This window comes from Geodermatophilus sp. URMC 63 (assembly GCF_053502565.1).
The window spans coordinates 574,014-588,103 of record NZ_CP199956.1 but is presented as its reverse complement, the minus strand read 5'-3'; the positions used below and the strand labels follow the sequence as shown (position 1 = coordinate 588,103).

Here is a 14,090-nt window from a genome sequence, read left to right as displayed (position 1 = left end):
CGGGCCGGTGAGGCAGGGTGTGACCGATCGGTCACGGCGAGCCTGGCCGGTTCTGTCGGCCCCCCGACCTACCTTGCGCACCCATGCGGCTGCTGCACACCTCCGACTGGCACATCGGGCGGTCGCTGCACGGTGCCGACCTGCTCGCCGAGCAGGAGGCGGTGCTGTCGGGGCTGGCCGGCGTCGTCACCGCCGAGGGCGTGGACGCCGTCGTCGTCGCCGGTGACGTCTACGACCGGGCGGTCCCGTCGGCCGACGCCCAGGCAGTCCTCGACCGCGTCGTCGAGCGGCTGCTCGGCGCCGGGGCCACTGTCGTCCTCACCCCGGGCAACCACGACTCCGCCCGCCGGCTGGGCACCTTCTCCGGGCTGCTGACCAAGGCCGGCCTGCACGTGCGCGCCGCCACCTCCCGGCTCGACGAGCCCGTGCTGCTCGCCGACGCGCACGGCGAGGTCGCCGTCTACGGGCTGCCCTACCTGGAGCCGGAGATCGCCCGCCACGAACTGGGCCTCGGGGGGCGGGGCGACGACGCGGCGCGCAGCCACGAGGCGGTGCTGCGGGCGGCGATGGACCGGGTGCGGGCCGACCTGTTCCTGCGCCCCGGCGCGCGCTCGGTGGTGCTCGCGCACGCCTTCGTCGGCGGGGGCGTGGCCAGCGACAGCGAGCGCGACATCTGCGTCGGCGGGGTCGAGGTGGTGCCGGCGTCGGTGTTCGACGGCGTCGACTACGTGGCACTGGGACACCTGCACCGGCCGCAGTCGCTCACCGACCGGCTGCGCTACAGCGGCTCGCCGATGGCCTACTCCTTCGGCGAGGCCGGGCAGGGCAAGCAGGTGTGGCTGGTCGACCTCGACGCCGCCGGGCTGGCCGGCGTCCGCCCGGTGCCCCTGCCGGCGCCCCGGCCGCTCGCCGTCCTCACCGGCACCCTCGACGACCTGCTCGCCGACCCCGCGCACGCCCCCGCCGAGGACGCCTTCGTGTCCGTGCGGCTCACCGACGACGTCCGCCCGGCCGACCCGATGCGCAAGCTGCGCGCCCGCTTCGCGCACTGCGTCCACCTGGAGTGGACCGGTGGCGGGGGCGCCGGCGACGGCCGCAGCTACCAGGAACGCCTGCGCGGCCGCGACGACCTCGACGTGGCCGGGGAGTTCGTCGCGCACGTGCGCGGCGGGGTGGGCGCCACCGCGGCCGAGCGCGACCTGCTGGTCCGGGCGCTGGGCGCGGCCGCCCGCGAGGAGCTGACCCGGTGAGGCTGCACTCCCTGTCCATCACCGCGTTCGGCCCGTTCGCCGGCACCGAGACCGTCGACGTCGACGAGGTCGCCCGTGACGGGCTGTTCCTGCTGTGGGGCCCCACCGGGGCGGGCAAGACGACGCTGCTCGACGCGGTGGTCTTCGCCCTCTACGGCACCGTGCCCGGCGCCCGCGGCGAGGCCCGGCGGCTGCGCAGCGACCACGCCGACGCCGGCACCCGCACCGAGGTCTCCTGCGAGCTCACCCTCGCCGGCGAGCGGCTGCTGGTCGCCCGCCGGCCCGAGCAGACCCGCCCCAAGAAGCGCGGCGCCGGCGAGACCACCGAGCAGGCGCGGCTGGTCGTGCAGCGGTGGCGCGAGGGCACCTGGGAGCCGGTCAGCACCCGCATCGACGAGGGCTCGGAGTACCTGCGCGTGCGGCTGGGCCTGTCGGCCGAGCAGTTCTGCCAGGTGGTGCTGCTGCCCCAGGGCGACTTCGCCCGGTTCCTCCGCGCCGAGCCCGAGGACCGCGGGAGGCTGCTGCGCACGCTGTTCGACGTCGACCGGTTCGCCCGCGCGGAGGACTGGCTGGCCGGCGAGCGGCGGGCCGCCGAGGAGGCGCTGCGGGCCGACCGGCACCGGGTGAGCACGCTGCTGCACCGGGTCGCCCAGATCGCCGACGTCGAGGTGCCCGAGGAGCTCGCGCCGGAGCTGGTCGGTGCCCACCCCGGCGCCTCGGTGCAGGCCTGGGTGCGCGGCGTGCGCGCCCGGGCGGCCGAGCGGCAGGCCGACGCCGCGGCCCGGGCCGACGACGCCGCCGCCGCGAACGCCCGCGTCGACGCCGAGCTGGCCGCGGCGCGGGCGCTGGCCGACCGGCACACCCGCCGCGACCGCGCCCGGGCCGAGCGGGAGCGGCTCTCCGCCCGCGAGCCCGAGCTGGCGCCGCTGCGGGCCCGCGCCGACGCCGGCCGCCGCGCCGAGGCGCTGCGCGACGTGCTGGAGGCGGCGGGCCGCACCGCCCTGGCCGCGGAGCGGGCCACCGCGCGCCGGGGAGCCGCCGCGGCCGCCTGGGCGGCGGTCTCCGGCGGCCGCGACGCCGACGCCGCGGTCGCCCGGGAGCTGCGCGACGCCGCCGCGGCGGCCGGGGTCCTGCTGCCCGAGGCCGGCCGGGCCGCGGAGCTCACCACCGAGGTCGCCCGGCTGGCCGGTGCCGCCGAACGGCTCGCCGCCCGCTGCGCCGACGGCGTCCGGGCCGTCGAGGAGCAGCCGGCCCGCGTGGCCGCCGCGCAGGCCGCGCTGGACACCGCGCAGGCCGCCGTGGCGCGGCTGCCCGCCCTGGCCGCGGCCGAGGAGGCCGTCCGCGCCGCGCTGGACGCCGCGACCCGCGCCGCCGCGGTTGCCGGCCGGCTCGAGCGGGGGCGCGCCGACGCCGACGCCGCGCGGCTGACCTGGCTGGCGGCGCGCGAGCGGCTGGTCGAGGTCCGCACCGCCCGGCTCGAGGGGATGGCCGCCGAGCTGGCCGCCGGGCTCCGCGCGGGCGCCGACTGCCCGGTCTGCGGCTCGACCGAGCACCCGCGCCCCGCGGTGCCCGCTGGCGCGTCGGTCACCGCCGAGCACGAGGAGCGCGCCCGCGCCGCCGTCGACACCGCCGACGAGCGGCGCACCGCGGCCGGCCGTGCCGTCGAGGAGCTCGAGCGGGAGCTCGCCGTCCTGCGGGAGCGCTCCGGGGACCGGCCGGCCGCGGAGCTCGCCGAGCACGCGGCCCGCGCCCGCGCGGAGCGGGCGGCGGTCGCCGGGCTGGCCGGGGGTGCCGAGGAGGCGCGCCGGGCGCTGGCCGCCGCCGAGGGCCGGCGCGACGCCGCCGTCGCCGCGCTGGCCACCGACCGCGAGGCCCTGCAGCGGTGCACCGCCGAGCGCGCGGCCCGCGCCGACGCGCTGTCGGAGCTCTCCGCCCGGCTCGACGCCGCCCGCGGGGAGGACGCCGACCTGCGCGCCCGGGTCGACCGGCTGGCCGGGCAGGCCGAGCGGTGCGAGGCCGCCGTCGCCGCGGCCGACGAGGAGCACCGCGCGCTGGCCGCCGCCACCGAGGCCCGGACCGCCGCGCAGGCGCGCGCCGCGGCGGCCGGCTTCCACGACGTCCTGGACGCGGCCGGTGCCCTGCTGGCCGACGGCGAGCTGGCCGGGCTCGACCGGCGTCTGCGCGAGCACGACGAGGCCCGCTCGGTGCTGGCCGCCACCCTCGCCGACCCCGACCTCGCCGACCTCGGCGACCGGCCCGACGTCGCGGCGCTGCAGGCGCGCTGCGCCGAGCTGACCGCCCGCCGCGAGGAGGCGGTGACCGCCCTGGACCAGGCCCGCCGCTGCGCCGACGCCCTCGACGGGCTCGCCGGCGACGTGGTCGCCGCCGAGGTCGAGCTCGCCGAGCGCCGCGCCCGCGCCGAGCAGGTGGGCGGGCTCGCCGACCTCGTGGGCGGCCGCGGCGCCAACACGCTGCGCATGCGGCTGCAGTCCTTCGTCCTCGCCGCCCGCCTGGAGCAGGTGGCCGAGGTGGCCAGCCGGCGACTGCAGGAGATGTCGCGGGGGCGCTACACGTTCCTGCACAGCGACGCGATGGGCCGCCACGGCGCCCGCGGCGGGCTCGGCCTCGACGTCCTCGACGAGTACACCGGCACCCGCCGGCCCACCAAGACCCTCTCCGGCGGGGAGAGCTTCATGGCCTCCCTCGCGCTGGCCCTCGGGCTCGCCGACGTCGTCACCGCCGAGGCCGGCGGGGTGCAGATGGACACGCTCTTCGTCGACGAGGGCTTCGGCACGCTCGACGCCCAGGCGCTCGACGCGGTGATGACCGTGCTCGACGAGCTGCGCCGCGGCGGCCGGACGGTCGGCGTCATCAGCCACCTCGAGGAGCTGCGCACCCGCGTCCCGACCCGCCTGGAGGTGGTCGCCGGGCGGTCGGGCTCGCGCCTGGCCGGCTGAGCCGGCGGCGGCTCAGAGCCCGGGCAGCGCCCGACCGGGGACGCCGGCCTGGTGCCCCGCCCGCTCGGCCGGCCCGGCCGCGGCGTCCGCCGGGGCTGGGGACGGGGTGGCGGACAGGGCCGCCGGGTGGTCCGCGGCGACGAAGACCCACCGCCGGTAGGACAGGAAGCGGATCAGCGTCCCGAGCCCCGTCGAGGCGACGTTGGTGACCTGCAGGACCAGCGCGCTCTCCTGGCCCAGCGGGTAGCGCACCAGGGCCACCAGGGCCAGCCCGAGCGCCAGCGTCAGGCCGTTGACCACGACGAAGAGGGAGTACTCCCGGCGCAGGCCGGTCCGCGCCCGGTGGGAGAACGACCAGTGCCGGTGCGCGAAGTAGGCGACGGTCATCGACACGACCGTCGAGGAGAACTTGGCGGTGACCGCGCCGACGCCCAGGTGGGCGTAGAGCAGCTGGAACAGCCCGAGGTCGAGGACGAAGCACGCGCTCCCGACGACGCCGAAGGCGGAGAGCTCCTTGAGCAGCAGTCGCCAGGTGGTCCCGGCGCGACGGCGGACGGCCGGCAGGAGGGGCACGCCCGACGACTGTACGGACCCGCGGCCGGTCCTCCCGCGAGACGCGGCGGGCGGTCCCCGGGTCGGCCGTGGTCCGGGGCCGGCGGCGGTGATACTGGGCGCATGGGGGGAGCGGGCCGTCGGGGGAGGGCGGCCCTGGTGACGGCGGTGGTCCTCGCGGTGGCCCTGTCGGCCGGCTGCACCCGGTCCCACGCCGACGACGGCACCGGCCCGGCCGGCAGCGCGTCCTCCTCGGCGACCCCGAGCCCGTCGACCGGCGCGACGGCCGACCCCGGCCCGGCGGAGGCTCCCGCCACCGTCGACACGCCCCTCACCTTCACGGTCGTCGGCGACTCGATCACTGCCGGCTCGCTGCCGATCGAGGGGACGGCGGTCCCGGGGACCCGCTCGTGGCTGCCCGCCGCGCTCGGTCCGCCGCTGGAGTTCCAGGGCGGCTGGGCGGTCCCGGGCGCCACGACCCAGGACATGCGCGCCGGCGTCGTCCCCTCGTCCGCGGACGTCGTGGTCGTCCTGGCCGGCACCAACGACCTCTTCCGCCTGCCCTGGGAGGTCACCGCCGACGACCTGCGGGCGATCGTGGCCACGGTGGGCGTCGCGCGGGTCCTGCTCTCGGCGATCCCGCCCCTCGACGCGGACCCGGCCCAGGCGCTGGCACTCAACCGCCAGCTCGAGGACTTGGCCGCGGCGCAGGGGTGGCGTCACGTCGACCCGTGGCAGGGGATCTCGGTCGACGGCGCCTACGCGCCCGGCACCTCGGCGGACGGGGTCCACCCGACCCAGGAGGTCGCCGACGTCGTCGGCCGGCGCCTGCGCGCGGAACTGGTCGGCATGCGCTGAGCGCGGGGGTCGGACCTGGTCGACGCGGAACGCCGCCGGAGCCGGTGCGGAACACGGACGCTGACCGCTGGAGGCGAACCGAGCAACCAGCCGCGGGGCACCGCCGAGATCGCTCGGCGCTGCGGTGCGGCCCGGTCCGGACACGCGAGTGACCGAGGCCCTCCTGATGACGCCCGTCCTCGGGTCGGCGTGATCGAGTCGTCGTGCACGAAGAGGTGCAGGACCGGTGCCGGCAGTCGGAGTCGCCGATGGTGCTGCACGACGGCCCGGATAACCTCTCGGTGTGTTGGCGCCCGCACCGACTGACCCGCGGACCGGCCTGCCCGTGGTCGCCATGGTCGGGGGTGGGCAGCTCGCCCGGATGACCCACCAGGCTGCGATCGCGCTCGGCCAGTCGCTGCGAGTGCTGGCCACCGACCCCGCCGAGTCCGCCGCGCTGGTCGCCGCCGACGTCCGCCTCGGTGACCACCGCGACCTCGACGCGCTGCGCGCCCTGGCCGAGGGCGCCACCGTGGTCACCTTCGACCACGAGCACGTGCCGACCGAGCACCTGCGGGCGCTGGCCGCCGACGGCGTGCGGGTGGCCCCGGGCCCCGACGCGCTCGTGCACGCCCAGGACAAGCTCGTCCTGCGCCGGGCGCTGACCGCGGCCGGCGAGCCCCAGCCGGTCTGGGCCGAGGTGCGGTCGCAGGAGGAGCTGGCGCGCTTCGCCGCGACCACCGGCTGGCCGGTCGTCGTCAAGACCCCGCGGGGCGGCTACGACGGCAGGGGCGTGTTCGTCCTCGACGCCGCCGAGGAGGCCGCCGACCTGCTCGCCGCGCACGGCAGCCTGCTCGCCGAGCAGCGGGTGGAGCTGGTGCGCGAGCTGGCCGTGCTGGTGGCCCGCTCCCCGTTCGGCCAGGTCGCCGTCTGGCCGGTGGTGGAGACGGTGCAGCGCGACGGCATCAACACCGAGGTGCTCGCGCCCGCTCCGGGGCTGGACGAGGACGGCGCGCTGGCCGCCCAGGAGCTGGCCGTGCGGATCGCCGACCGCGTCGGCGTCGTGGGGGTCATGGCCGTCGAGCTGTTCCAGGTCGGCGACGGCGTGCTGGTCAACGAGCTGGCCATGCGCCCGCACAACTCCGGGCACTGGACCATCGAGGGCGCGCGCACCAGCCAGTTCGAGCAGCACCTGCGCGCCGTCCTGGACTACCCGCTGGGCTCGACGGCGATGGTCGCTCCGGTCGTGGTCATGGCCAACGTGCTCGGGGGCCGGGCCGCGGCCGCCGGCTGGGACGGCCCGGGCACCGACGAGCGGGTGCACCACCTGATGGCGCACTGGCCCGACGTCAAGCTGCACTGGTACGGCAAGGGCCAGCGCCCCGGCCGCAAGCTCGGGCACGTCACCGCGCTGGGGGAGGACCTCGAGGAGGTCCGCGCGCGGGCGGTCGCCGCGGCCCGCTACCTGGCCGACGGCGTCGTGGACCCGGCGTTCGCCTTCGCCCAGGAGCACTGAGGAGCGCCGGACCGACCCGCCCGGGGACAGCGGGGACGCGGACCGGCCGTCGACCGGTGTCCCGACCGCCTCCTCAGGCGAGGTCCTTCGTCAGCACGTGGAGACCGTGGTGGTCACCGCCACCGGAGGCGCGCGTCCGGGCGTCGGCCGGGCCGTACCCCGCCCGGCGGAAGAGCGCCAGCGAGGCCGCGTTGTCCTGCCGTACCCGGGCGGCGAGACGGGCACCTCCGCCGCCGTGGGCCAGCAGGTGCTCCTCTCCGCACGCCAGGACGGTGCCGGAGAGCCCGCGGCCCCGGGACTCCGGCGCGAGGGTGAGCGACACCTCCCACGTGCCGGCGTCGACCCGGTCGAAGCGCACCGTACCCACGCGCTGCCCACCGGAGCCGACGAGGAGCAGGTGGCGGTCCGGGTCGGCCAGGACGGCGGAGAACCACGCCGCGTGGTCGGACGGGCGCACCGGGGCAGTGGTGATCGACCGGGCGCGGGTCACGGGGTCGTTGCGCCAGGAGAGCAGGAGGCCGCTGTCCGCCGGGCGGGCGGGGGTCACCCACCACCCGCGGTCGGCGTCGCTCGCCCGGCCCTCCCAGACCGCGTCCCACGCCGTGACCAACCGTGCCGCGCCGCGTCCGTCGACCCGGGCGGCGGCCGCCGCGGACAGCCCGGCCAGCCGGTCGGTGTCCCCGAGGACCCCCCGCAGGTCGGCGGCGAGCCGGTCGCGGTCGCGGGACAGCCCGGTGGCCGTCCCGAGCGGCAGGGCCGCGCCGGAGGCGACCAGGTCCCGGTAGGTCTCCGCCTGGTTGTCCACCGCCTGGACGACGGCCATCGGCACGCCCATCACGGCCAGCTCGGAGGTGGTGGTGCCGGCGGCGGTCACCACCAGCACCGAGCCGGCGGCCAGGTCGAGGAGGTCGGGCCCGGGTGGCCGGGAGACGACGCCGAGCCTGTCCCGGCACCCCGCTGGGGCAGCAGCCGGGTCGATGACGAGGACCTCGTACGGCTGGTCGTCCGGGGATCCGTCCACCGCCGCAGTGGCCACGGCGGTGAGCGCGGGCAGGATCCGGGCGGCGTCCGTCCCGCCGGCGACGACGAGCACCCGTCGGGTGGGCTCGCGGGTGCCCGGCCGGGTGCGCACGTCCGCGCGCACCAGTGCCTGGCGGGGGCCGGTGAGGCGGACGCGGGCGCCGACGACCGAGGCGGTGACCCGGCCGGAGGGGGAGGCGTCCAGCACCACGTCCGCGCCGCGCCGGCCCCACCGCCCGTCCTGCACCGAGCTGACCAGGAACCCCACCTCGCCGGGGTGGCCGTGTCCGGGCGGTGGGCAGGCGGCGGTGTAGTGGTCGACGTGCACGACCTGCGCCCCGGTCCGGCGGGCGGTCGTCTCGAGCGGCTCACTCCCGTCGGCGAGGACCGGCAGACCCGTCCCGGTCACGAGCGCCGCCGCCAGCGGGACCTCGAACGAGCCCACGAGCCCCACGTCCCACCCGGCCTCCCGCGCCGCCTCGGCCACGGCGAGACAGCGCACCAGGTGGCCGACCCCTCCGGTGACCACCGCGTCGCACCGGAGCAGCGCCAGCCGCGTCACCTCAACCCTCCGCGAGGGTCTTCTGGACGACGGCGGCGTTGAGCGCCGCGAGCTCGGGCCGCTCGCGCAGGACCGCGACCAGCTCCCGCCACGACGGTGCGCGGTCGCCGACCACCTCGACGAGGGCCTCGATCAGGGCGGCGTCCTCCGGGGTGTCGAGGGTGATCCGCAGGTCGTCCGCGGCCGGGGCGACGACCAGCCCCGTGAGCCGGAAGCGGTCGGGGTGGCTCCACACGTAGGAGGTGACGTGCGTGCGGTGGTGGTCCCGGGCCTCCATGCCGGCCCGGCGGAGCGCCGCTGCCGTGACCAGCTCGACGTCGAGCCCGCGGGGGAGTGTGCGGACCAGGGTCGTCGCCACGTAGTCGGCGGCGTCCGGGGCCGCCCGCCACGCGGCGACCACCGCGCCGAGCAGGTCGGGGTCCAGGAGGGGGCAGTCCGCGGTCAGCCGCACCACCGCGTCGGCGGGCGAGGCGTCCAGGGCGCGCAGGTAGCGCTCGAGCACGTCGTCGACCGGCCCGCGGACGACGGATGCCCCTGCGGCGCGGGCCAGCTCCGCGACGGGATCGTCCCCGGGCAGCGTCGTCGTCGCCACGACCACCTCGTCGATGCCGGGACACGCGGCGGCGGCACGCAGGACCCAGCTCAACACGGGCCGGCCGGCCAGCGGGCGCAGGACCTTGCCGGGCAGGCGGGTGGAGCCCGTGCGGGCCTGGACGACGGCGGTGACACGCACGGCACCATCCTGCCCGCCCCGCCCCGGGCGACTCCGACCGGTCACGTAGCGCGTACCCTCCGGATCGATGAGCGAGAGCGACGTCTCCCTGCGGGACGCCTTCAGCAACCCCCTCGAGGGCACGTCCGTCCTCGTCACGGGCGGTACCGGTTCCTTCGGCAAGGCCTTCGTCCAGCGGGCGCTGGACCTGGGCGCCCAGCGGATCGTGGTGTTCAGCCGGGACGAGCTCAAGCAGTCGGACATGCGGGCGCAGTTCCACGACGACCCGAGGCTGCGGTGGTTCATCGGGGACATCCGCGACCGCGAGCGGCTGCGGCGGGCGATGCACGGGGTGGACGTGGTCGTGCACGCTGCTGCGCTCAAGCAGGTCGACACGGCGGAGTACAACCCCGTCGAGTACGTCCGGACCAACGTCAACGGCTCCGAGAACGTCATGGAGGCGGCCATCGACGCGGGCGTGCGGAAGGTCGTGGCGCTGTCGACGGACAAGGCGTCCAGCCCGATCAACCTCTACGGCGCCACCAAGCTGTGCGCCGACCGGCTGTTCATCTCGGCCAACCACTACGCCGCACACCACGAGACGCGCTTCAGCGTCGTGCGGTACGGCAACGTGATGGGCAGCCGGGGCAGCGTCATCCCGCTGTTCCGCCGGCTGGCCGCGGAGGGCCGGCCGCTACCGGTCACCGACCGGCGGATGACCCGCTTCTGGATCACCCTGCCCCAGGCGGTGGAGTTCGTCGTGGGTTCGCTGCGGATCATGCGCGGCGGGGAGCTCTACGTGCCGCGCATCCCCAGCACTCGGCTGGTCGACCTCGTCGAGGCCATCGCTCCCGGGTCGGAGACCGTGGAGGTGGGCATCCGCCCCGGCGAGAAGCTGCACGAGGAGATGATCGCGGCCGACGACTCCCGCCGGACGATCCGCACCGAGGACCGGTACGTCATCACGCCGTACCTCGCCGGCTGGGGCTACGAGCCACCGGCGGGTGCGCAGATGCCCGACGGGTTCGCCTACCGCTCGGACACCAACGACCTGCTGCTCACCGTCGAGGAGCTGAAGACGGTCCTCGACGAGCTCGACTGATCCCGTGCTCCCCTACGCCCGCCAGTCGGTCGACGAGTCCGACGTGGCCGCCGTCGCCGCGGCGGTCACCGCGCCCTACCTGACCACCGGCCCGGCGGTGACGGCCTTCGAGGCCGACGTGGCCGCGGCCTGCGGGGGCGTGCCAGCGGTCGCGGTGACCTCCGGGACGGCGGCGCTGCACACCGCCTACGCGGCTGCCGGCGTGGGACCGGGCTCGGAGGTCGTCGTCCCGCCGCTGACGTTCGTGGCCACCGCGGCCACCGCGGCCCTGCTCGGCGCGCGGGTGGTCTTCGCCGACGTCGACGAGGTGACCGGCTGCCTCGACCCCGCCTCCGCGACGAGCGCCGTCACACCGCGGACCACCGTGGTGACGTCGGTCGACTACGCCGGCCTGCCCGGTGACATGGACGCCCTGCGGCGGGTGGCCGGGGACGCCGGGGCGCTGCTGCTCGAGGACGCCGCCCACTCCGTCGGCACCTCCTGGCGTGGCCGCCACGTGGGAGAGCTCGCCGACCTGACGACGCTGAGCTTCTTCGCCACCAAGAACCTCACGACCGCCGAGGGCGGCGCCGTCCTCAGTCCCTCGCCGCAGCTGCTCGCCCGGGCGGCCGCCTTCCGCAACCACGGGCTGGTCCGGGACCCGGCCGACCAGCGCCGGCCCGACGAGGGGCCGTGGCACCAGGAGGTGCACGCCTTCGGCCTGAACTACCGGCTGCCCGACGTGCTGTGTGCCCTGGGCTCGAGCCAGCTGCGGCGGCTGCGGGGCTTCGTCGCCCGCCGCGCGGAGCTGTCGGCTCGCTACGACGCGGCGCTGGCCGACCTCCCCGAGGTCCGGATCCCGCACCGCCCGGCCGACGCCGACGTGGCCTGGCACCTGTACCCGGCGCGCGTGCCCGAGCAGGACCGCCGTGCGCTGTTCGAGCACCTGCGGGCCCACGGCATCGGGGTGCAGGTCAACTATGTGCCGGCGTACTGGCACCCCGTGTTCGCCGACCTCGGTCACCGCCGCGGCGAGTGCCCGGTGGCCGAGCGGTGGTACCGGGAGGAGATCTCCCTGCCGCTGTACGTGGGCCTCTCCGACGGCGAGGTCGACCGCGTCTGCGACCTCGTGCGCGGGTTCTTCGGCGCCTGAGGAGCTCGGTGGGGGCCGGCGCGGCCCGGCGCGGCTCAGTCCTCGGCGGGAGCCCCCAGCAGGTCCCACGCCAGCGGCTGCCCGCATCGGACGGAGCGGGCGAAGGGCCGGCCCACGACGTCGTCCCAGTGCGCGGGGGCCAGTCCGCCGCCGGGGCGCAGCGCGCGCACGGTGCGGGGGCCGACGAGGTCCCCGGGGCGCACGTCCTCGACCACCCACAGCGAGCGCCGCAGCCGGGCGGTGTCCTCCTCGCCCGGCCGCACGCCGAAGCGGGGGCCGGACGCGGTGGCCGCCCGCGCCGCCGTGCACTCGCGGACCAGGGCCGCCAGCTCCTCCGGCAGGAGTGAGAAGGCGGCGTCCACACCACCGCTGCGGTCGAGGGTCACGTGCTTCTCGACGGCGACCGCGCCGAGCGCCACCGCGGCGACCGGCACGCCGATGCCGGGCGTGTGGTCGGAGATCCCCACGGGGAGGCCGAATGCCTGGCGGAGGACGGCGATGTTGGCCAGGTGGCTGCTGGCGGGGTCCGCGGGGTAGGCGGCGGTGCAGCTGAGCAGCAGCAGGTCGCCCGAGCCCGCGCTCCGCGCCGCCGACAGTGCCGCCTCCACCTCGGCCAGCGTGGCCATGCCCGTGGACAGCACCAGGGGCTTGCCGGTCGCTGCGGCCGCGCGGATCAGCGGCAGGTCCACCAGCTCGGCCGAGGCGATCTTGTAGATGCCGCAGTCCAGCGACTCCAGCAGCTCGAGCGCGGTCCCGTCGAAGGGGCTGGAGAACGGCACCAGGCCGCGGGCGCGGGCGTGCGCGAACAGCTGCTCGTGCCACTCGTAGGGCGTCCCGGCCTGGCGGTAGAGGTCGAACAACCCCCGCCCGCCCCACAGCTCGTGGCCCGCGCGGATGCGGAAGGGCGGGGCGTCGGAGTCCAGGGTCATCGACTCGGCGCGGTACGTCTGGAACTTGACCGACTGGGCGCCGGTGGCGGCGATGGCGTCGATGGTCGCCAGTGCCCGGTCGAGGCTGCCGTCGTGGTTCCCCGACAGCTCGGCGACCACCCAGGGGGAGGTGCCGCCGAGCAGCGCGCCGAAGTGGCTCATGCGGAGGCCCGGGCGGCCGCCTGGGCCTCGAGTCGCCGCAGCCGCTCCTCGTAGGCGGACACCAGCGACAGCCGGGCCCGCACCCGTGCGTGCTCCTCCCGGACGACGTCGACCAGCAGGCGGCTCTCGGGCAGGTCCTCGAGGGCGCCGGTCAGCACCACCGGCCGGGCCTTCTGCTCCAGGCGGACCTCGAACGACGCGGCCTGCGGAGCCAGCCGGGCCAGCTCGTTGGCCGACCACGAGCTCTCACGGGCGACGTCGTCGACCCGGCGCTCGAGCTCCGCCAGGCGCTTGTCGAGGTGCTCCCCGGAGTCAGCGAGCCCGCGGACGGTGTCCTCGAGCCGGTGGACGGTGTCCGCCAGCGCATCGACGTGCCCCCGCAGGCCGGCGAAGGTCGCGGAGGTCTGCTCCTCGATCCGCCAGGCCATGGAGCGGCTGATGCGGTGGGTGAGCCTCGTTCGCATGGCCCTCATGGTCTGTCTCCCTCAGGTCCTGCGGAGCCCGCGGCGGTCACCGCGGGCAGGTCGAACGCGGCCGCCCTACGGCCAGATGGTGACGGAGCCCGTGGCCGCCCAGCGGTGCATCAGCCGGGACTCCAGGGCGATGCGGTGCTCGGGACCGACGATGCAGTCGTCGCCGGAGGCGTGTGCCCAGCGGGTCTGGCCGGGATCGTCGACGAAGGAGTACCCGGCGAGGTGGACGTGGGCGGCGGGGAAGGTCGTGCGTGCCCACCAGGCCGCCATGGTCCCGGTGGTCGACCACAGCCCCTCGGCCCGGGAGTCGAGGCCCAGGTCCTCGGACAGCGGGATGGTGAGGTCGTCATTGGCGACGTGCAGGTGCCCCAGGTCGGCCGGCCACCACGACGGCACCTGCTCCGGCTCCCAGTGCAACCGTCCGGGCTCGACCATGAGGTGCAGCCGGTCCTGGTAGCCGGCGAAGAACCACGGGGTGGCGCGCAGCGCCCGGTTGAAGAAGACGACGTGCGCCTGCTGGCCGTAGGTGACCTCGCCAGCGGAGTCGTCCAGCCGGAATCCGTTCACCCGGATGACCAGGTCGGATCCGTCGACGGCCGCCACGCGCTCCGCGTCCGGCGTCATCGGCTTGTTGCCGACGACGGCGACCGTGCGGACCCGCGCGTCGGCGGCGTAGGTCCGGGCCAGCTCACGGAGGTCGTCCCTCCGTCGTTCGGCGACGGCGTTGCTCACAGATCGCAGCGTAATGACCACGCAGAGACATCGCGCTCGTTGTGTGGCGGTCGACGGCGCGCCCGCACCACCGGTCACACGGATCCCACCCGCCCCGGCCACCGCGATGGAGCTGCCGGCACCCGCTCGATACGGTGGCGCCAGGTGGCCCGCT

The 14,090-nt window shown here is 76.9% G+C and carries 12 protein-coding genes; 6 read left to right on the top strand and 6 right to left on the bottom strand.

Features of this window, described 5'->3' with window-relative positions:
- Positions 1 to 83: 83 nt before the first annotated feature.
- A complete protein-coding gene (locus tag ACWIZO_RS02795; protein ID WP_448641028.1) occupies positions 84 to 1,250 on the top strand; it encodes an exonuclease SbcCD subunit D in 1,167 nt (388 codons plus the stop codon).
- A complete protein-coding gene (locus tag ACWIZO_RS02790) occupies positions 1,247 to 4,207 on the top strand; it encodes an AAA family ATPase (RefSeq protein ID WP_448641027.1) in 2,961 nt (986 codons plus the stop codon). The genes ACWIZO_RS02795 and ACWIZO_RS02790 overlap by 4 nt, the downstream gene beginning before the upstream one ends.
- Positions 4,208 to 4,219: 12 nt before the next feature.
- Here the strand turns inward: ACWIZO_RS02790 and ACWIZO_RS02785 are convergent, their stop codons facing one another.
- Positions 4,220 to 4,780 carry a GtrA family protein gene (locus tag ACWIZO_RS02785; RefSeq protein WP_448641026.1) on the bottom strand — a complete coding sequence of 187 codons (561 nt, stop codon included), beginning with the start codon at positions 4,778 to 4,780 and terminating at the stop codon, positions 4,220 to 4,222.
- A 138-nt stretch (positions 4,781 to 4,918) separates the two neighbouring features.
- Between ACWIZO_RS02785 and ACWIZO_RS02780 the strand changes: the two genes are divergently transcribed.
- Together ACWIZO_RS02780 and ACWIZO_RS02775 are read left to right on the top strand one after the other, a co-directional pair.
- Entirely contained in the window at positions 4,919 to 5,617 is a 699-nt protein-coding gene (locus ACWIZO_RS02780; protein WP_448641025.1) for an SGNH/GDSL hydrolase family protein, read from the top strand.
- 283 nt (positions 5,618 to 5,900) lie between these two features.
- On the top strand, positions 5,901 to 7,112 hold the full coding sequence (locus ACWIZO_RS02775) for a 5-(carboxyamino)imidazole ribonucleotide synthase (protein WP_448641024.1): 1,212 nt from the start codon (positions 5,901 to 5,903) through the stop codon (positions 7,110 to 7,112).
- A gap of 73 nt (positions 7,113 to 7,185) precedes the next feature.
- Here the strand turns inward: ACWIZO_RS02775 and ACWIZO_RS02770 are convergent, their stop codons facing one another.
- Positions 7,186 to 8,694, bottom strand: coding sequence for a GNAT family N-acetyltransferase (locus tag ACWIZO_RS02770; RefSeq protein ID WP_448641023.1), 1,509 nt, complete (start codon positions 8,692 to 8,694; stop codon positions 7,186 to 7,188).
- A 1-nt stretch (position 8,695) separates the two neighbouring features.
- The gene (locus ACWIZO_RS02765; protein WP_448641022.1) at positions 8,696 to 9,427 is read right to left on the bottom strand and encodes a cytidylyltransferase domain-containing protein; all 732 of its coding nucleotides are present in this window, start codon (positions 9,425 to 9,427) and stop codon (positions 8,696 to 8,698) included.
- Between the two features lie 67 nt (positions 9,428 to 9,494).
- On the opposite strand from ACWIZO_RS02765, the gene pseB reads away from it, so the two are divergent.
- Both pseB and ACWIZO_RS02755 read left to right on the top strand, forming a co-directional pair.
- Entirely contained in the window at positions 9,495 to 10,508 is a 1,014-nt protein-coding gene (gene pseB, locus ACWIZO_RS02760) for a UDP-N-acetylglucosamine 4,6-dehydratase (inverting) (protein WP_448641021.1), read from the top strand.
- 4 nt (positions 10,509 to 10,512) lie between these two features.
- Positions 10,513 to 11,640 carry a DegT/DnrJ/EryC1/StrS family aminotransferase gene (locus ACWIZO_RS02755; RefSeq protein WP_448641020.1) on the top strand — a complete coding sequence of 376 codons (1,128 nt, stop codon included), beginning with the start codon at positions 10,513 to 10,515 and terminating at the stop codon, positions 11,638 to 11,640.
- A gap of 35 nt (positions 11,641 to 11,675) precedes the next feature.
- On the opposite strand, the gene pseI is transcribed toward ACWIZO_RS02755, so the two are convergent.
- The 3 genes from pseI to ACWIZO_RS02740 all read right to left on the bottom strand — a co-directional run bounded on the left by pseI (position 11,676) and on the right by ACWIZO_RS02740 (position 13,936).
- Positions 11,676 to 12,731, bottom strand: coding sequence for a pseudaminic acid synthase (gene pseI, locus ACWIZO_RS02750; RefSeq protein WP_448641019.1), 1,056 nt, complete (start codon positions 12,729 to 12,731; stop codon positions 11,676 to 11,678).
- Positions 12,728 to 13,195, bottom strand: coding sequence for a hypothetical protein (locus ACWIZO_RS02745; protein WP_448641018.1), 468 nt, complete (start codon positions 13,193 to 13,195; stop codon positions 12,728 to 12,730). Before ACWIZO_RS02745 ends, pseI begins: the two co-directional genes overlap by 4 nt.
- Before the next feature lie 75 nt (positions 13,196 to 13,270).
- Positions 13,271 to 13,936 (bottom strand): hypothetical protein, encoded by a 666-nt coding sequence (locus ACWIZO_RS02740; protein WP_448641017.1) that lies wholly within the window; start codon positions 13,934 to 13,936, stop codon positions 13,271 to 13,273.
- Positions 13,937 to 14,090: the final 154 nt, after the last annotated feature.

What these genes read in the sequence shown, in the direction of transcription:
- pseI (WP_448641019.1), bottom strand. Translation starts at nt 12,731, where the DNA reads ATGAGCCACTTCGGCGCGCTGCTCGGCGGCACCTCCCCCTGGGTGGTC.
- ACWIZO_RS02795 (WP_448641028.1), top strand. Translation starts at nt 84, where the DNA reads ATGCGGCTGCTGCACACCTCCGACTGGCACATCGGGCGGTCGCTGCAC.
- pseB (WP_448641021.1), top strand. Translation starts at nt 9,495, where the DNA reads ATGAGCGAGAGCGACGTCTCCCTGCGGGACGCCTTCAGCAACCCCCTC.
- ACWIZO_RS02745 (WP_448641018.1), bottom strand. Translation starts at nt 13,195, where the DNA reads ATGCGAACGAGGCTCACCCACCGCATCAGCCGCTCCATGGCCTGGCGG.